At 39.4% G+C, this 17,509-nt stretch carries 18 protein-coding genes; 2 read left to right on the top strand and 16 right to left on the bottom strand.

Annotation, left to right across the window (positions count from 1 at the left end; genetic code table 11):
- Positions 1-126: 126 nt before the first annotated feature.
- The 9 genes from IGL32_RS12210 to gnd form a co-directional block, all read right to left on the bottom strand.
- Entirely contained in the window at positions 127-780 is a 654-nt protein-coding gene (locus IGL32_RS12210; RefSeq protein ID WP_002354907.1) for a bifunctional 4-hydroxy-2-oxoglutarate aldolase/2-dehydro-3-deoxy-phosphogluconate aldolase, read from the bottom strand.
- Positions 781-784: 4 nt separating this feature from the next.
- Entirely contained in the window at positions 785-1,858 is a 1,074-nt protein-coding gene (gene uxuA, locus IGL32_RS12215) for a mannonate dehydratase (RefSeq protein ID WP_002388613.1), read from the bottom strand.
- Positions 1,859-1,881: 23 nt separating this feature from the next.
- Positions 1,882-2,334: a PTS sugar transporter subunit IIA gene (locus IGL32_RS12220; RefSeq protein ID WP_002354905.1), complete on the bottom strand. Its 453-nt coding sequence runs from the start codon at positions 2,332-2,334 to the stop codon at positions 1,882-1,884.
- A gap of 76 nt (positions 2,335-2,410) precedes the next feature.
- A complete protein-coding gene (locus IGL32_RS12225) occupies positions 2,411-2,917 on the bottom strand; it encodes a PTS system mannose/fructose/N-acetylgalactosamine-transporter subunit IIB (RefSeq protein ID WP_002354904.1) in 507 nt (168 codons plus the stop codon).
- A gap of 21 nt (positions 2,918-2,938) precedes the next feature.
- The gene (locus tag IGL32_RS12230; RefSeq protein WP_002354903.1) at positions 2,939-3,811 is read right to left on the bottom strand and encodes a PTS system mannose/fructose/sorbose family transporter subunit IID; all 873 of its coding nucleotides are present in this window, start codon (positions 3,809-3,811) and stop codon (positions 2,939-2,941) included.
- A 20-nt stretch (positions 3,812-3,831) separates the two neighbouring features.
- Positions 3,832-4,668 (bottom strand): PTS mannose/fructose/sorbose/N-acetylgalactosamine transporter subunit IIC, encoded by an 837-nt coding sequence (locus tag IGL32_RS12235; protein WP_002354902.1) that lies wholly within the window; start codon positions 4,666-4,668, stop codon positions 3,832-3,834.
- Between the two features lie 12 nt (positions 4,669-4,680).
- Positions 4,681-5,784 carry an iron-containing alcohol dehydrogenase family protein gene (locus IGL32_RS12240; protein WP_156210185.1) on the bottom strand — a complete coding sequence of 368 codons (1,104 nt, stop codon included), beginning with the start codon at positions 5,782-5,784 and terminating at the stop codon, positions 4,681-4,683.
- Positions 5,785-5,798: 14 nt separating this feature from the next.
- Positions 5,799-6,800 (bottom strand): D-isomer specific 2-hydroxyacid dehydrogenase family protein, encoded by a 1,002-nt coding sequence (locus tag IGL32_RS12245; protein WP_002375530.1) that lies wholly within the window; start codon positions 6,798-6,800, stop codon positions 5,799-5,801.
- A 12-nt stretch (positions 6,801-6,812) separates the two neighbouring features.
- On the bottom strand, positions 6,813-7,748 hold the full coding sequence (gnd, locus tag IGL32_RS12250) for a phosphogluconate dehydrogenase (NAD(+)-dependent, decarboxylating) (protein WP_002378979.1): 936 nt from the start codon (positions 7,746-7,748) through the stop codon (positions 6,813-6,815).
- 375 nt (positions 7,749-8,123) lie between these two features.
- On the opposite strand from gnd, the gene IGL32_RS12255 reads away from it, so the two are divergent.
- The gene (locus IGL32_RS12255) at positions 8,124-9,011 is read left to right on the top strand and encodes a MurR/RpiR family transcriptional regulator (protein ID WP_002383224.1); all 888 of its coding nucleotides are present in this window, start codon (positions 8,124-8,126) and stop codon (positions 9,009-9,011) included.
- Between the two features lie 1,112 nt (positions 9,012-10,123).
- Here IGL32_RS12255 and IGL32_RS12260 read toward each other — a convergent pair.
- The 6 genes from IGL32_RS12260 to yfmF form a co-directional block, all read right to left on the bottom strand.
- The gene (locus IGL32_RS12260) at positions 10,124-10,843 is read right to left on the bottom strand and encodes a PBECR4 domain-containing protein (RefSeq protein WP_156210184.1); all 720 of its coding nucleotides are present in this window, start codon (positions 10,841-10,843) and stop codon (positions 10,124-10,126) included.
- A 546-nt stretch (positions 10,844-11,389) separates the two neighbouring features.
- Positions 11,390-11,968 (bottom strand): CDP-diacylglycerol--glycerol-3-phosphate 3-phosphatidyltransferase, encoded by a 579-nt coding sequence (gene pgsA, locus IGL32_RS12265; RefSeq protein WP_002365382.1) that lies wholly within the window; start codon positions 11,966-11,968, stop codon positions 11,390-11,392.
- Positions 11,969-12,066: 98 nt separating this feature from the next.
- Positions 12,067-12,279 carry a hypothetical protein gene (locus tag IGL32_RS12270; RefSeq protein WP_002359021.1) on the bottom strand — a complete coding sequence of 71 codons (213 nt, stop codon included), beginning with the start codon at positions 12,277-12,279 and terminating at the stop codon, positions 12,067-12,069.
- A gap of 168 nt (positions 12,280-12,447) precedes the next feature.
- On the bottom strand, positions 12,448-13,314 hold the full coding sequence (locus IGL32_RS12275; RefSeq protein WP_002359020.1) for a RodZ domain-containing protein: 867 nt from the start codon (positions 13,312-13,314) through the stop codon (positions 12,448-12,450).
- A 167-nt stretch (positions 13,315-13,481) separates the two neighbouring features.
- Positions 13,482-14,786: an EF-P 5-aminopentanol modification-associated protein YfmH gene (gene yfmH / locus IGL32_RS12280; RefSeq protein ID WP_002378981.1), complete on the bottom strand. Its 1,305-nt coding sequence runs from the start codon at positions 14,784-14,786 to the stop codon at positions 13,482-13,484.
- Entirely contained in the window at positions 14,779-16,047 is a 1,269-nt protein-coding gene (gene yfmF, locus IGL32_RS12285) for an EF-P 5-aminopentanol modification-associated protein YfmF (RefSeq protein ID WP_016622583.1), read from the bottom strand. The genes yfmH and yfmF overlap by 8 nt, the downstream gene beginning before the upstream one ends.
- Positions 16,048-16,255: 208 nt before the next feature.
- Here yfmF and mscL point away from each other — a divergent pair, with 208 nt between their 5' ends.
- Positions 16,256-16,705, top strand: a complete 450-nt coding sequence (gene mscL, locus IGL32_RS12290; protein ID WP_002359018.1) for a large conductance mechanosensitive channel protein MscL — start codon at positions 16,256-16,258, stop codon at positions 16,703-16,705.
- Between the two features lie 40 nt (positions 16,706-16,745).
- On the opposite strand, the gene IGL32_RS12295 is transcribed toward mscL, so the two are convergent.
- Complete coding sequence (locus tag IGL32_RS12295; RefSeq protein WP_430600050.1) at positions 16,746-17,462, bottom strand: WxL domain-containing protein; 717 nt, start codon at positions 17,460-17,462, stop codon at positions 16,746-16,748.
- Between the last annotated feature and the right edge of the window lie 47 nt (positions 17,463-17,509).

The following is a 17,509-nucleotide window of genomic DNA, read 5'->3' on the forward strand; positions in this document are numbered from 1 at the left end:
TTTCACTAATTATACATAACTGATTGCTTTTCTCCTATACTATTTTTACAAAATGAAAACTAAAATAATGTCAGTAACATTTGGACAAAAAAAAGAGGACTAAGTAACAAAACTTAGCCCATCTTTTTATTTTGCTTGTCGTTCTTTGATTTTCGTGAGTAAAGATTGAACATGCTGGCGTGCCGAAGCTTCATCTTCTTGAAGCATCTTTTCTGATAAAATAAAGGAGCCGCCCACTGCTAATACTTCTTTTGCTTCCACATACTCTATAAAGTTTGTTTCATCAATCCCACCAGTTGGTAAAAATTGAACATCATAAAACGGACCGCTTAAACTTTTAATGGCTTTTAACCCGCCATAAATATCGGCTGGGAAAAATTTAACCACTCGTAAGCCATACGCCAGCGCTCGCTGAATCTCCCCAGGCGTAGCTGTTCCTGGAAAAATAGGCACCTCATTTGCCAGACAAAAATCAATGACTTCTGGAACAATCGCTGGTGAAACAATGAACTGTGCACCGTTCGCTACTGCCTCTTGGGCTTCTTTCAAGGTTCTAACAGTTCCTGCACCCACAATTAAATTCCCTGAAGCAGCAAGTTGTTTGATGGCAGGCAAGGCCAGCTGACTCCGAAAAGTGACTTCAATAAACGGTAATTCGTTTTCTACTAAGACTGATTCTACTTGTGGCAAATAGCGTAAATCTGTTGCAGTGTATAGTGGTAAAAGTTTGCATGTCGCTAATTGTTGATACAGTTGATTTTTTTCAACTTTTGTTTCCATTCTGTCACTTCCTATTTTGTTTGGCTTTGGTTGCTTCGTACAGTCCTTGAATATAGGTCAACCCCATTGCTCGATCATATAAACCATAACCAGGCATCGCTTTTTCATCCCAAATTGCCCGCCCATGGTCAGGGCGAATAACGCCTTCATACCCTACGTCTACCAGTGCTTGCATTAATTCCGCCATATCTAACGAACCAGCGACACTCGGATGCGCCGTTTCTTCAAAACGATGCTCGCCTAAATACTTCACATTGCGGAAATGAACAAAATTAATTCTGTGACCTATTTCACGAATCATAGTAGGCAAATCATTCGTCGGGTCCGCACCGAGGGAACCTGTACAAAATGTAATCCCATTTGCTGGTGAGTCCACTAAGGAAAGGATCCGTTTTAAATCTGCTAAATTTTTAGTGATTCTTGGCAAACCAAAAATTTCCCAAGGTGGATCATCAGGGTGAATCCCCATTTTGATATTTTCTTCTTCACAGACAGGAATCACACGTTCTAAAAAGTAGCGCAAATTTTCGACCAAATCTTCTTCCGTTACGCCGGCATACATGGCTTTCAATTCTTGAAATTGTTGCAAACGCTCCTCTTCCCAACCTGGTAACCGGAATCCTTTTGACTGACTGTGAATTAATTGATACATGTCTTCTGGCTGCATGTTCTCTACCACAGCTTGATCAAATAACAACGATAAGCTGCCATCTTCATTCTCATACGCCAAGTCCGTTTTAGCCCAACCAAAAATAGGCTTGAAACTATAGCACACTAAGGAAATTCCGCATTTCCCCAAGTTACGCAACGTCTGGCGATAATTATCAATATAGTGGTCTCGTTGATCCGTCCCCGCTTTAATGGCGTCATGAATAGCGACACTTTCAATTCCTAAAAGTGCTAATCCTTCTTGTTCCACCGATTGTTTAAGTGCCTGAATTTCGGCTACTGTCCAAACATCACCTGGTAGTTTATTTAACAAGGTACCGACAACGCCAGTAATTCCTGGAATCTGTCGAATATGTTTTAACGGAATGGCATCGCCTGCCGCTCCGTACCATCTAAATCCCCATTTCATTGCTTTCACCCTTTACTACATTCTTAAAAATCATCGTCCTCATCCTCTTCGTCCTCAAAGGAAGTCATAGAAATATCCCATGCTTGCACACTTTCTTTGCCTTGCGCAACAATCGCTTGCGCCGCTTCAGCAATCGGTGTGCCCAATAATTGATGGTTTATCGCTTCTAAGACCATTGGTAGGTTGGTACCACTCACCACAAAGATTTTCTTTTGTAGTGCTGGTTCGAGTTCGTTAATCACTAAAACTGCCTGATTGTAAGGACTCGCACTTAATAAGTCAACCATGACCAACACGCCATCCCCTTGTTGGACGTTCTCAATCGCTGTTTTAATTTGTCCGCCTAGTGCTTGGACATCGTCTCCACTATTTAGATTAACAGTTTCGATATTTTCGGTTGCGCCCATAATCACGGTAGCTGCGTCTTTCGCACCGTCACTTAGTGCACCGTGTGTAGCAATCACAATCCCTAACATAAAAGTTCCTCCTTCAATTCAGTGGCTTGAGTCATTACTTCAAACAGTCATGCAATGACTCAAGCGACTGGCCTTTTTATAAATTAAATTTGCCTAAAACCTCTTTTAAACTAGTTTTTGGTGCAGAAGGCGTTGCTTGGAAATAAATATCTTCTACGCCATACACCTCATGTAGTTCTTTTAATTTTTCAGCATCTTCTTTGTTTAAATAAACAGATTTGGTTACTAATAAATCTTTTTCTGGATTCTTCTGTGCAATACCGCCGATGTTTAACTCCTTCATAGGGACTCCGTGTTTTACTAAGTCATAAATTACAGAGACGGTTTTAGCGATTAAAATACAGTTGTACTCTTTGAATTGGTATTCATCCCAATAAAATTTGGCTTTTTCCGGCGTAATGACAATGGTTTTTTGTCCTGTCCGACTGCCTGCACTTTTGTATAAATCACGCATAAATTTATCCTTTGCCACCACTTCATCGACAACGAAAATGGAATTAACGCCACTTTTTTGGGACAAGGTCACCATCACTTGTCCATGAATTAATCGTTCATCTACTCTTGCTAAATTTACTACGCCCATCTGATTCACGTCCTTTTCTTTTTATAAAATACCGACTGTTGCTAAGACAATTAAAATACCTGTTAACCACAATAATGCTTGCGTAACTTTCAAGCCTTTTTTCGTATAGAACCAATACACGCCCATTACAACAGCTAGCGGTAAGAGTCCTGGGACAATCTGATCAAGGATATCTTGGACCACAAACTCACGGCCAGAAAGTTTAAATTGAAGAGTTGAAGAAACTTTGACATAATTACCAGCTAAAATCCCCATCATGAACAACCCTAAAACAGATAACATTTCAATGGCTTTTTGAATCCCCGCACTTTGCATTAAGCCTGTGGCATTCCGCCCCATTTTAAAGGATTGTCTCGCAAAAAACACGCCTAACAGTACTTGATAAAGGGCAAACGCGACAAAGGGGAAAATCGCACCTAATGCGCTACCTTGTTGCGCCCACGGCACCGCAATCGCAATAAAAATATATTGAACCGTACCTGAGTCAATCGCATCACCAATCCCAGCTAACGCGCCCATCAATCCAGCTTTGGTGTTATACATTAAATCATCTTGCATCATGATTTCGCGGCCTTCATGTTCTTCTTTGGCCCGCTCTTGTTCCATAGAAGCCATCAACCCAGTAATGACCCCGCCGCCCCAACTTAATTGCGTATTGAAAAACAGCAGTTGACGCATATAAGCGGCTTTTAATTGTTCATCGTCTTTATATAATTTCTTTAAAAGCGGCATCATTGCGTACAATAACGAAGGCGCCAAGTAACGTTCAAAGGAATGGGGAATTTCATTGGCAAAATGCCAACGGAGATAGGCTTTTGTAACATCTTTATTGGTAATTTCTTCTGGTGCTAAATTCGTTGTTTTCGGCACGACTTTTTCTGTTGTTTCCGTCATTTCAGTTCCTCCTTTTTCTTTTAAAACCCGTCATCGTAATCGTCATCATCATCAAAATCAGTGGTGGCACTGGCGGAACCAGCACTTTCTGCTACAGGTTTGCCTTTTTGGACTTGCACAAAAATTAACGCAATAATTACGCCAAAGATGGCATACGTTACCATGGTAATTTCCAATGACTTAAAGACGATACTCATGAAGTATGCAAGGAAAAAGAAAACCAAGAAATCTTTTCGACCAATGACATAGACCGTTGTCGCAATCCCAATTGCGGCTAAACCACCACCGACTACTTCTAACACGTGAATCACAACGGTTCCTTCTAATGCTTTAATAATATCGGCAATGACTGGTGCCCCTAAATAAAGAGCAAAAAAGACTAATGGAACGAATAAAATAAATGAGGCAATCGTTGGATACCAGATAATTGAGCGGGCAATTTTTTTAGAATTTAATTCAGCCACCGCACGATCGGTATACTTCCCTAAAAACGTGTTAATAAAGAAACGGAATTGATATAAATAACTTCCTAAAAGACCGACAGGAACCGCTACGGCGATAGCCGCTTCCGGCTTCAAATTCCCTAGCAACGCAACTGGCACAGCAATCGCTGCCGCAATTGATGGTTCTGCTGGCATAGAGCCACCTGGTGAAAAAACACCCATGTAAATCATTTGTAATGCTGCGGTGACAATCATCGCTTTCGGGACATCGCCCATCACTAAACCTGCTACTAACCCTGTCATTAAGGGCGAGAAACGCAACGTTAACGTTGCTCCTCCTCCAAGCCATCTGGACATAATTGCTGCCACCCAAAGCGCCATTATCAAACTTTGTAAAACACTTAACGTTTCCATAGTTCCTCCTTCTTATCCTTGGTTTTGGATATACTTTTCTAGCTCTTCAATCCCTTGACGTAAACGTTCTTCCGAAATCTCAATAGGAATTAAATGAACCTTTTCTTTTGAATCAATAAATTGAACCATTGCATCGAGTACTGCTTCTTCTGGGTAAAGGCCCATTTGTCGTAACGACATGGGCAAGTTTAGCTCTTGATAAAAGGGGATTAATGCGTCTATGATGGCCCACCTTTTTTCCAATGCTAATTGATAGAAGATGCCGTAAGCTACTTTTTCGCCGTGTAAATAGTCATGACTTTTGGATAAAAATTTACTCATAGCATCATGCATGGCGTGTGCTGCTGCATTGCGGGCGTATTTGTCACCGAAGCCGCCGACTAATCCGGAAACAGCGAAAACAATTTCTGAAAGATGGACAAATTCAGGCGTGAGTTTGCCCTCGTCCATCGCTGCTAAGGCTGCTTTTGAGTCCCGCATAATCGCTTCTTGCGAAAGCTTGGCGGTCGCTCCCGCTAATTGTAAAAAGGGTTCCCCTTGCAAATGGGCTTGGCGTAAAATGGTCTCTGATTCATACCATTTCGCTAACGTATCAGCTAAACCAGCGACAAAATAATCACGGGGCGCATCAAGAAGCAACTTAGGATCGGTGATTAAAAACGCAGCTTGGCGAAAGAAATGTTCCGTTTTGCCTTCGGCCGCGCCGTTTTCTTGATACATCACAGCTAACGGTGTCCACGGCGCACAGTTACTAGCCAAAGTGGGGACCAAGCCAAAATTCAGATTGTTTAAGTGGGCGCTGTAGCCCACTAAATCGGCTAACTTACCGCCGCCGACTCCCAGAAGAAAGTCAATCTGGTGTTCCTTTATTTGCTGTGAAATTTGTTCGGCTCCAAAATAACTACATTCTCCTGTGTAAGTGTGATAGAAGAATTGATACTCTGAATCTGCCAAGAATGGTAAAAATGGCTGAGCTTTTTCAAAGGATACGGTGCCATGCACCACCAAAATTCGTTGGGCGTGATATTCCTTGAAAAGTGACGGCACCGAAGCTAAGGCGCCTTCGTGGTAACGATAAAATTGCGGTCCAACTTTCACTTTTAAATCAGTTAACATGCTCCTCCTCCTTCTTAACTAACGTAACGACTGACTTCTTGCACTGCCCGTTGAGGTAAAATACCTTGCACCACGTCTTCCACATCTTGCACGCATTTTTCTCCCATCGCTTGCAGGCATTCCATGGTATAAGCGGAGGTGTGCGGCGTCATTACTACATTTTCAAACGCAAGATAAGGATGATTTTTCCGACCTGGTTCCTCTTCTAATACATCTGTCCCAAGCCCAGCAATTTTGCCCGATTGCAAGCCGGCAATCATGGCTTCTTCATCAATCAAGGCGCCTCGTGCGCTATTGGAAAGATAGACGCCGTCTTTCATCTTGGCAATTTCCGCCGAGCCAATCATATGATAACTTTCTTCAGTTAAATTGGCACATAAACAAATGATGTCTGCTGAAGCTAGCAACGTATCTAAGTCTACTTTTTTGGCTCCATAACTTTGCAGATAAGTGGCGGATTTATAGGGATCATATGCTAACACGTCACAGCGAAATCCGTTTCGTAACGTCTCCACGACACAACTTCCTGTGTTCCCAACACCAATGACACCCACAGTTTTGTTAAATAACGTCCGACCGACAAAATTCGCTCGTTTTTCCCATTGATCCGCTTTAACGCTGGCATCTGCAGCCACGGTTTGTCGTAAAACAGCTAGTAAATTTGTGACATTGTTTTCCGCCACGGCATCTCGTTCTACTAAAGCTGGGATGATGGAAACAATTGTGTCATGCTGTTTTGCAGCGTCTAAATCGATGTTGTTATACCCAATACCATGGCGAGAAATCAGCAATAATTCATCTTTATGTTCAAAAAATTCTTTCGTGAAAAATGGCGTCACGCTAGCAATAATAATCGTATATCCTTGTAAACGTTCCGCTAACTCTTTGCCACCAATTTCACTGTCGACTGTAAAATGCTTCACGGTGCCTATCTTTTCTAAGCGCGTTAAGTGTTCAGGAAAAATTTGACCAAAACTACTGGAATTCACTATGGCAATTTTTTGTTTTTTTAACATGACTAAACTCCTTTACTGACTTTTTACGACTTCATGCCCGCCAAATCCTTGTCTCAAAGAAGCGACCACTTTGTTTGAAAAATGATTTGCTAGCATACTTTCATTTCGAGTAAATAAGGACAACGCCGTAGTTGGGACGGGCATCTCCAAACGTAATGCTTCTTCAATCATCCATTTGGCTTCGCCATTTGCTGCAACTTTCCCTTCTAGATTGGCTAACGTAGGATTTTCCGCAAAAACCTCTTTCGCTAAGCCCATCAAGCGAGCTTCAATAATCGAGCCGTGATTCCACACATCGGCTACTTTCTCCAACGCAAAATCATATTCGGCAGCTTCTAATAAATTGAATCCTTCGCCCATGGCTTGCATCATGACGTACTCAATCCCGTTATGCACCATTTTCAAATAGTGACCAGCTCCTGATTTCCCAGCATAAAGATACCCTTGTTCACAAGCTAAATCTTCAAAAAATGGGGTTAACACTTTGACAGCTTCAGGCGCACCGCCAACCATTAAACACGCTCCTTCCCGCGCTCCTTTGATGCCACCAGAAGTACCACAATCAATAAAATAAATTCCTTTTTCCTTGGCAAGTTGAGCATTCGCGACACTATCATGAAAATTTGAATTGCCACTATCCACAATGATATCCTCTGGTGCTAATTGCTCTACCAATTCTGCCACTAATTGATTGGTAATCTGACCAGCGGGGGTACTTAAAAAAATCACCTTCCTTTTATTAAGCGCTTTCAATAATTCCGGCAACGAATCTACAACGGAAAGACCCTGTTCTCTAGCAGTCGCTCTTGCTTCCTTTGTTACATCAAAGCCAATAATGGGCCAGCCTTGTTCGTGAACATTTAATGCCATGTTCAAACCCATTTTCCCAAGTCCAATAAAGCCAATGTCCATTTTTCTTTCACCTGCCTCTTTTGATACTTCAATCATAAAGGATAAAAAAAATAATGTAAACGATTACACTAATTAAAAAATATTTTTTATTTTTTAGCAAAAATCTTGCCTACTCAAAAGGTAAAACGTTTTTATTTTTAAGGAGCTTTCATACAAAAAACACAAGTAAATCTCTTGGTATCACGTTCTTTTTACTGGCTACTTTCTTTAGTTGAGAGAAGTCTTTTCAAGACCCCTTCATTTTTCAGAAAAAAGATTATTTATTTTTTTTTGGCTTTTTTTAAAGAATTTCTTTTTTGTGGAGAAAAAGAGAAATTGTATTTGTCCTCTTTTTCCACTATAATCAGTCTATACCAACAATGAAAAGGCATTCATTTTATTTTAAAAAAATAAGATTGGAGGAACGTGTTAATGAAAAACCACTATTTGGATCAACGGATTCGGATCAAAAAACCGAATTTGAGCCTCACAGAAAAGAAAATTTCCGATTACTTTGTTCATTCTGAATCATTATTGACACAAATGACGTTAGAAAGTCTGGCCAACGAAATTGGCGTCTCCCAATCTTCCGTGTATCAATTTGTAAAAAAGATTGGCTATTCTGGGTTCCAAGAATTTAAAATTGATATCGCCAGAAATTCTAATTATCAGCCGACTTTTCAAAACGTCAATAGCGTGAATGGCGCCGATGATATTTCACCAGATGATGATAGTATTACCATTGCTAAAAAAGTCTTACAAGCCAATATTTATTCCCTCAGTAACGCCACACAGTTCTTAACAAAGGAGCTGTTAGATAACGTGTTGGCTTTGATGTACTCTGCCAAAACACTTCACTTTTTTGGGCAAGGCGGCTCCTCGATTGTGGCTTTTGATAGTTTCCATAAATTCATTCGGACCAACTATCGATGCAACTACATTTTTGATTACCACATGCAGTTAAGCTTTGTCACAAAATTAACCAGTGAAGATTGCGTGTTTATTTTTTCCCATTCAGGCAAAACCAAAGAATCAATCAACCTAGCACGACAAGTAAAAAAAACCAACGCAAAAATGATTACGTTAACCGGTAACAGCGGTTCAGAGTTGGCAGGCTTGTCCGATGAAGCAATTATTGTCGTCACCGAAGAAGGCTTGTTTCGTGCGGAATCCTTGGCTTCACGGATTAGTTACTTAACGGTAATGGATATTTTATATACAAATACGATGTATCACAATTTTGATCAAAATGCCGATTCCTTGAAAAAAATCCGTGATAACATTAGCACAACTAAGACCGATCCGCATTATTTGTCGTAAAGAAAAGTCTTGTTTGTTAGTAGTTGCTTCTGCTCCCACCCTTTATCATTTTTAAGCCTGGAACAAAAATCCAAAATGATTGATGTTCCAGGCTTTTCCTTTGAAGTTTTAATCCTTTGCTTTCTCAGTGCAACTACTCAGGATTTATATTTTTTATCCTTACGAACAGTATCATTAGAATCATCCAGATATCGACTACTCTGAAAAGTAGATTATACTCATACAGCCAAGTTGCTTGCGAACAGACAAGAAAGACTGAAAATATAATGGGTAGGCAAAATAACCTATCTTCTTTTTCCGTTATTGAAATAATTAATAGCGTTAATAAAAATAAAGGAATAAAGAGGAAGTGCATAACCATTTGAGTAACAACTATCGATACAGTAATCGTGTGCTTGTCAAATAGCTGAACTAGTATTGGATTAAACCAAACAATGGCGACTATTACTAACGAAAAATATTTAGTCACGCTTTCCAGCCTTATTACATACAACAATCCAAAGAAAATTAGTAAACTAATAATGATATCTTTATAAGTAAAAAAATGTTCATAATTCATAATTTTTTTCGTTTCATCTCCACTCAACTTGCTTAACTATTCAAGGTTTAGGTAAATCACGTTTCCCATTTTCTCACATGATCGTTCAAAGAAACAGAACGTTGTTTGGTGTTTTAAAACGTAAAAGTTGAGCAACATATCCTGTCTAAACATTTACTTGGCAGTTTATTTATAGAAAAATTGTTACTTTCCAAATTTTTGTATGCTTTTTAGAAATGAAACCAAGCTTATGTTTTAATGCTTCTTATGCAAATCATTAAAACGAAATCCCCCAAATTTCGCAACTCTTATCATTTCAGATTGTGATGTTCGTCCAATTAAAAAGTGATAGTACTTCTTAACGTATCGTTATTAAATTTTAAATTCAAAGGGGCTACTCTCTTTAATTTTGTTTCTGATTTTTTCTAAAAGTACTGTTATGTAAGTAATAAGTTCTATACTGGACTTGTAATAGAAAATAAATTTAATTCTTTACAAAAATTAGTATAAGAGAACCCCTTTTTTCATTCTACGACATCATTAGCTGACGATATATAGCAAATTACAAACTAAGTTAATGACGTAATCTTACTTTTTTCTTACTTTTTTCTGCCTGTATTTTTTTAAAAAATTCTTGCCTATCTTCTAATTTCCAAGTACCCTGTTCTGTTCTTTCATATATCCAAATTTTTGTACACCGACAGGCGTTACGAAACGAGGTATGTTGTTTCGCTTCTTTATCCTGAGCAAGATTTAAACAAGAACGAGGAATTGAGAATTCTGGATGATCATGATATAAGCCAATCCCTAAACCAATCTTAGGCGTACTGATTGTGTTCGTCATAGGAATTGTTCTTAATTGTCCGTCAGCGCCTATTCTGACCACATCTGTCTTTATGCTTTTAATGTATTTCAATACCTGAAGCTTATCTTTTACTTTTCTTGTACTTTCTACCCAACATTTTGAAAAGTTCAATTTATTTCTTTTAAAGTCTCTATAAAATTCAATAGCATACTTACTTTTCATTCTTGACTTAGAGGTTTCTCTTTCATTAATATCATAATAACTTATCCCAATTAAGTGCAGAATACTCTCTCTAGTAAAACAAACTTCTAATTTTTCTTGTTTACTTTTCACGTTTCTTTTATAGAAATAAACTATTTTTTTATTAACAACTTCTACATCTAAAATTTCTAAAACGGCAATAAGTTCATCAAATAAATCTTTACAACTTAAATCACTTGCCACTAATTCTGTTAATCGGAAAGTTTTAGTTACTTTAGCTTCACCCATTCCATCCCTCCTCTACGTTTTCATTTTGATAAAAAAAAAACAAACGTGCAAAAAGCACGTTTGTTGAAATATCTCATAAGAGGGTGCATTATTTTCAGCTTTCGCCTAGGCTCCTTCTAAGCCTTCGTACTTTAAATAAATATGCTGATAGTTTATCAACCCTCTGGCTACTAAATGTATCAGCCTCTAGATCCTTTGTTCATAACGACTTGAAACAGTCAGCTATGAATTGAGAAGTATCATTGGAGTGTCATGCACCGTGACACTGAAAGTAAGTTTTCGATGATTGGCTCTATCATCACTCCAGATAATCTGGTACCCTTTCAGGTGAGTTTTACCTCCAGAAATTCTATATGAGCCATAAGAATTTCTGACTTCTTTCATCCACATTATAGCTAAATCATAGCCTCTTGTCAAATAAAAGCAAACAATTGTTCTCTAAATTCAAACAAGATATCTATTCCCACTGAACAGAAAAAAGATTCACCAATTTTACCTTTGAACCTTTTTTCATTTATGCTTTTATCAAGCAATTTTTTTATATGGTTACATCGAACCTTTAAAAACATCTTTATTCTTAGCAAAATAATCAACACCAGAGTAAATGGTGAAAATCAAGCAGGCATATAGCATGATTTGATCTAGTGGTAGATGAAGTGCTGAAAATGGAATGTTGTTAATGAATAGTAAAATAATTGCAACCATTTGGGTAGCTGTTTTTACTTTTCCTGGCCAAGCTGCTGCCATTACTTCGCCATGTTCGACTAATAACAACCGTAAACCAGTTACTGCCAATTCACGACAAACAATAATTGCTACAATCCAAGCAGGTACTTTGCCTTGACCAACTAAGACGATAAAAGCGGTCATCACTAGCATTTTGTCCGCTAATGGGTCCGCAAATTTTCCGAAGTTCGTCACCAAGCCTTGTGCACGGGCAATTTTGCCATCCAACCAGTCTGTAAAACTAGCAACTGCAAAAATAATCGCGCCCACTAATTGGGTAACGGCTAACGTTGTGTCGCCAAAACTAATCGTTCCCCAGTCCATCGGCACCGACACAATAATAATAAAAATCGGAATCATAAATATTCTTAAAACTGTTAATTTATTTGGTAAATTCACTTCAATTGCCCCTTCCTTCTCCTGTTCTATTTTACGTTATCTTGCTGGCAGTGTCACGAAAAAAAGAAAAGAATCTGGAATAATTGCCGTTTGACCGTTTATTCAGAAATATTCTTGCCTTTTTTTAGAAAGAGCTGGTAATAGCCTAAACCTAAATTAATCATTCCAATCAATGTGATACTGTCTAAAAATTTAGAACCATAGATAAAGTAGAAATACAGTTGTAAGCCAACAATCAAGAAGCCCATGACCAACAGAGCGATTGAAAATATGGTGATAAGATTAAATTTTTTATTAACTATTTTAAGCATTGATAACCCCTTCTCTCTTGAATTATTATTGTCGTCTTTTTTAACTATTCGCTGTTAATTATACTTTATCATAGAAACGTTTGTAAAAAGAGCGCTGTTAATTATAAAAGAAAAGAATCTGGAATAATTGCCGTTTGACAGTTTATCCAGATTCTTCTTACACCATTTCTAACGATACGTAATCCCTAATGTAACATCCTTACGAATTAAAACTGGCGTTTTTTCCAGTGTTAAATCGGCGCCATCGACTTGAATGGCGACGTTATTTGAGGCGCCTAGAATCAGTGTTGCATTGGCGGCATTCGCAGGTAAAGCTGTTGTTTGGGTCTCTCCTGCTTGCAGGGTGTGTTGGTACGTATAGTTGCCATCGACCATCACGCCAATCCAGCAAGAGCCTTCAGTCCCTTTAAAGGTAATGTTGATTGGACTATTCGCATCTTTAACCGTTGCAGTTACTTGATTGTTGGCATCGCTCACCACAGCCACAGCTGTTTTCTTCTCTGGTTCGCTTGAAGAAGACGGCGGTGTACTACTTTGTGTGCTACTTTCTGGGGCTTGACTTGATTCTTTGGGTTTTTCCACACTGGCACTAGTTGCCGGTGTTTGAATAATCGGTTCGGCTTTTTGATCTTGCCACATAATGTACAGCACTACGACCGCAATGGCTAAACCAATTAACGAAAAGGCAATGGCTGGTAAGTTCCGCAGTAACCAACTGGATTGCTTTTCTTCGTCATGCAATTGCTTACGTGATCCTTCAAGCTCTTCATACACTGGCTTGGGTTCTTCGACAATTGCTGGTTCTTTGCCATCATAGATATCTACCAATTGATTGCCATCTAAGCCGACCGCACTTGCATATTGGCGGATAAACGCCCGCACATAAAAGGTGCCTGGTAAGGACTCAAAATCGTTTTGTTCAATAATTTCTAAATATCTTTTTTGAATTTTTGTCATTTGTTGCAGTTCATCAATTGAGATGTTCTTCTGCAATCTTGCTTCTTTTAGTGTTTCTCCAATATTTACGCTGGCCACTCGTCCATCTTCTCCAGTCTATTTTGTTAATTTATCGATTGTCTCATCAGTCTTTTTCAATTGCCAAGGAAAACATTCCCGTCCTTTAAGAATACCACAAAAGAAGCCAACTGAGGATAACAAAATTGAAAGATTTCAAAGATTTTTCTTTTTCTTAAACAGTTGGTTTATTGCTCGGTTTCTCCTTTAGGATACATGTAGAAACGGCTCAATCCTTCTTCACGAACAAAGGTCTCTGCTACTTGGCGGACGTCGGCTAATTGAATGCTTTCAATGACTTCAATCTTATCAAACAGCGTGGTTTCCCCAAACAATGATTGTGAAAATTGGTTGGCGATATACTCTAAAGAGTTTAAGGATTGGAAATATTTACCAATCATTTTTTTCTTCAATAAGGACAAATTTTCTTCCGTTAATTCTGGACTTGTTGTGGCAGATAATAAAATAGCTTCAATTCGTTCTGCTAAGACTTCTGGTTGCTCACTATCGCCGCCAATATCCGCAAAATGGAAACTGCGATCTAAATTAAAGTCATAACTAAAACTATCATCTAACAAGCCTTCATCATAAAGAGCCAAATAGTTTTGAGAGGTATTACCAAACAATAATTGTAACAACAAGTTCACGGTGACTTGATATTTCATTAAGTCACGACCCGTTGTTGGCACTTCATCTAAGCCTTTCAAGCCAACAAGCACTTTTGCCCGTGTGACTGCCATTTCAATGGCGCTCTCTTTGACAATGTCAGCAGCTGTTTCTTCAGGAAAATGCCGACGAATAGGTTGGGCGGCAGGAAACTCTTTCGCCGCTTGGTTTTCACGAATGAAGGCCATTAACGCTTCAGGGTCCATTTTCCCTACCACGAATAAGGTCATATTACTTGGATGATAAAACGTATTGTAGCATGTATACAAATCTTCTGCGGTAATCTCCGCAATACTTGCCACTGTGCCGGCAATATCAATATGCAATGGATGTTTCGGATAAAGGTTGCCTAAAATGCCAAAGAACAAGCGCCAGTTAGGATCATCTAAATACATTTGAATTTCTTGTCCAATGATGCCTTTTTCTTTTTCGACCGTTTCCTTCGTAAAATACGGCGATTGCACAAAATCAAGCAACGTTTCTAGATTTTGTGTCACTTGATCCGTCGTTGAAAACAAATAACTCGTCTTCGTAAAACTGGTAAAGGCATTCGCTGAAGCCCCTTGTTGCCCAAATTTTTGGAAGACATCGCCATCTTCTTTTTCAAACATTTTATGTTCTAAAAAGTGGGCGATTCCGTCAGGTACTTCAATCATTTCCTCTTGACCAATTGGCACGAACGTATTGTCAATGGAACCATAATCGGTCGTAAACAAGCCATACGTTTTTTGGAAATCATTTTTCGGTAATAGGTAAACCTTTAACCCATTCGCCAGTGTTTCTGTATACAATGTTTCTTTAATTTGTGCATAGTCTTTTTTAATCATTTTCCGTTTCTCCTTCCAAAAAGAAGATCGCTTGAAGTTCCAAGCGTTTGGCTACTTCTTGGATTTCTGGAATAGTCACGGCATTAATCCGCGCAATCCATTCCTCCGCCGTCAGCATCGTCTGCGGCATTAATTGGTTCAAGTATTCTTTTTCCAGCCACGCGCCTGCATTATCTAACGCTAAGATATACTGATTTTTTAGCATTGCTTTCGTTTGTTCAATTTCTAATTCGCTAATCTTACCTAAGCGAATATTTTCCAATTCTGTCGAAATCAAACGCAAGACCTGATTCCGATTTTTGCCATCGATCCCTGTTTGAACCGTCATGAAGCCACGGAAAGTGTCGATACTACTAGAAGCATAATACGCTAAATGCTCTTTTTCACGGACATTCATAAATAATTTAGAATGCGGGAAACCGCCAAAAATCCCATTAAACACTTGCAACGCAAAATAATAGCTATCGCCATAATAAATATCCGTGTTGTAAGCCAAGTTTAATTTTGATTGGGCTAACACCTCACGCTCGGTCCGCTCTTCAATCACGTTGCGAATTGGTTGATTGTAGAAAATCGCGGCTTTGCCTTCTTCACGAGGCGTAAACGGTAATTGCTTGAATAATGGCACTAACTCCGCCTCATTGACATCGCCTAAGACAAAAATATCCACTTGATCTTCCGCCAGCATTTTTTGATAATACGCTGCTAATGACGCCGCTGTTTCCTCAGCTAACGCCGCGACGGTCCCGAAACTAGGGATTTTTTGATCCTCTGATTGATTAAAATAGACACTTTGAAGCGCCAAAGAAGCATAGGTTTGCTTATCCTCCACAATACTTTCCAAGTACGCTTTCAAATTCTCTTTCTCCCGTTGGAAGGTTTCCGCCTCGAATTGGCCCGCTTGAATATTGGGGGCAAAAATAATTTCCTTCAAAAAGTCCACCGCTTCGGCGAGAACCTGACTATCCTGTAAATAATGATCATTGACAATGTTCATAGAAATATTAAACCAATGTTGATTGCCTTTTTTGGAAACGCCAATCCCGAAGCTGGCGCCGTAAAGTTCCGCCAAACGCTCACTTAACTTGACTTGATTCGGGTAATTCAAGCTGTTGGTTTCCATCAAACTGGACAACAGCGTTCTTTTTGTAATGGTTTCATGATTTAATCGTGTATTAAAGCGGACTAAAAGACGCACCGTTTTATATTTTTCTGTAGGAATGACGTGTAAATTCACGCCTTTAACTAATTGAACAGACATTGCCGCATCGCTCCTTCATTTGCTTCATCTTACCTAAAGAATGCTGTGAAATATATGTATCGCGTAAATTCTAAAGCATTTTTTAATGTTTTTTCCAATAGCTCCATTATAACACAGCTTCAGGTGCTTTCTGAATGATAAGAGTTTTTCAGTTCAAATTTTCAAGAAGATTCGGTATACTGTTTTTAAAGTGAGGAGGGAAAAAAGAATGATTAAAGAATTTAAAGAGTTTATCATGCGCGGGAGTGTCTTAGACCTAGCCGTTGGTGTTGTCATTGGTAGTGCGTTTACAGCGATTGTGACACAAGTGGTGGAAGGCTTGATTACCCCGTTAATTAGTCTGATTTTTGTCTTGACGACTGGGAAAAAGAGCGCCGACGATGCATTGGGTGCCCTTGTCTATAAAGTCGAAGGCGTTGAATTCAATATTGGTAGCGTGATTAGTGCACTTATTACATTTTTAATTACGGCCTTCGTCCTCTTCTTGATTGTCAAAGCGGCCAACAAAATGAAAAACCGTGGCAAAAAAGAAGAAGCGGCAGAAGAAGAAGTAGTACCAACGAGCGAAGATTACTTAAAAGAAATTCGCGACTTATTAGCGGCGCAAACACCGCCTGCTGAAACTGTCAAAACAGACAGCACCGTCACAGAGAAATAAGCAAAAAGTCATCCTAAAGGGATGACTTTTTTGTTTGGACTTACACAGATGGTCCTGCGACGAGGTTCCATGTGATACTGCCTGTGTAGGCCCCTGCTTTAATATTGTTGGCTGGTGTTGTGATGTTTAAAGACGTATTAAACAGTGAAAATTTCCATAATCCTTGGCCTTGACCAGCTGCTGCGTTGGCCATTAATTGGGCTTCCCCGCCTAAATCAAGGGTCCAATTTTGCGGAGCAGCCAGTTGTGGTCTGACTTCTGGCGCAGAGACGGCTGTCGTCAGAGCTACATAGCTATTGTTTGTTGCCTCGTATTCCAAATCAAGTTGAGTAATCAGCGCCACTTTAATGTTGCCTTGTAAGCTTTCAGTGCCTAATTTTAGGCCATTAGATTGGGCTGTTAAATGCCAGCCTTCTTTGCCGCCGCGTACGTCACCGACACCAATCATTTCTGTATGGCCGTTGACGGCCTCTGGGTCTCTTTGGTTAAGAATTGGTTTCGTTAAATCATCAGAAATTGATAATTTCCCAAAATTAAATTCGCGAGGAATAAACAGTAAATCAAAGTTACTGTTTGAGCCATTCGGGTCTGGATCAACGGTATTGGCATCGCCGTTGCCGTCTGGCAACGTGCCGCCTTCAAATGTTGCTGTGACTGGTGTATTCCCAGTGGTCACCGCTTGTGCTGAAAGAGGTGCTAAACTTGCGCCTACCACTGCGCTACCAACTAATAAACTTGCCATCATTTTCTTTTTCATTTGTGTTCTTCTCCTTTACGATTGAATGATTATTAGAGGGCAGACCA

Origin of the sequence: Enterococcus sp. AZ035, from assembly GCF_050548325.1 — a bacterium.
Classification (GTDB): domain Bacteria; phylum Bacillota; class Bacilli; order Lactobacillales; family Enterococcaceae; genus Enterococcus; species Enterococcus faecalis.

Coding starts and splice junctions, on each gene's coding strand:
- IGL32_RS12210 (WP_002354907.1), bottom strand. CDS start 780: ATGGAAACAAAAGTTGAAAAAAATCAACTGTATCAACAATTAGCGACA.
- uxuA (WP_002388613.1), bottom strand. CDS start 1,858: ATGAAATGGGGATTTAGATGGTACGGAGCGGCAGGCGATGCCATTCCG.
- IGL32_RS12220 (WP_002354905.1), bottom strand. CDS start 2,334: ATGTTAGGGATTGTGATTGCTACACACGGTGCACTAAGTGACGGTGCG.
- IGL32_RS12225 (WP_002354904.1), bottom strand. CDS start 2,917: ATGGGCGTAGTAAATTTAGCAAGAGTAGATGAACGATTAATTCATGGA.
- IGL32_RS12230 (WP_002354903.1), bottom strand. CDS start 3,811: ATGACGGAAACAACAGAAAAAGTCGTGCCGAAAACAACGAATTTAGCA.
- IGL32_RS12235 (WP_002354902.1), bottom strand. CDS start 4,668: ATGGAAACGTTAAGTGTTTTACAAAGTTTGATAATGGCGCTTTGGGTG.
- IGL32_RS12240 (WP_156210185.1), bottom strand. CDS start 5,784: ATGTTAACTGATTTAAAAGTGAAAGTTGGACCGCAATTTTATCGTTAC.
- IGL32_RS12245 (WP_002375530.1), bottom strand. CDS start 6,800: ATGTTAAAAAAACAAAAAATTGCCATAGTGAATTCCAGTAGTTTTGGT.
- gnd (WP_002378979.1), bottom strand. CDS start 7,748: ATGATTGAAGTATCAAAAGAGGCAGGTGAAAGAAAAATGGACATTGGC.
- IGL32_RS12255 (WP_002383224.1), top strand. CDS start 8,124: ATGAAAAACCACTATTTGGATCAACGGATTCGGATCAAAAAACCGAAT.
- IGL32_RS12260 (WP_156210184.1), bottom strand. CDS start 10,843: ATGGGTGAAGCTAAAGTAACTAAAACTTTCCGATTAACAGAATTAGTG.
- IGL32_RS12270 (WP_002359021.1), bottom strand. CDS start 12,279: ATGCTTAAAATAGTTAATAAAAAATTTAATCTTATCACCATATTTTCA.
- yfmH (WP_002378981.1), bottom strand. CDS start 14,786: ATGATTAAAAAAGACTATGCACAAATTAAAGAAACATTGTATACAGAA.
- yfmF (WP_016622583.1), bottom strand. CDS start 16,047: ATGTCTGTTCAATTAGTTAAAGGCGTGAATTTACACGTCATTCCTACA.
- mscL (WP_002359018.1), top strand. CDS start 16,256: ATGATTAAAGAATTTAAAGAGTTTATCATGCGCGGGAGTGTCTTAGAC.
- IGL32_RS12295 (WP_430600050.1), bottom strand. CDS start 17,462: ATGAAAAAGAAAATGATGGCAAGTTTATTAGTTGGTAGCGCAGTGGTA.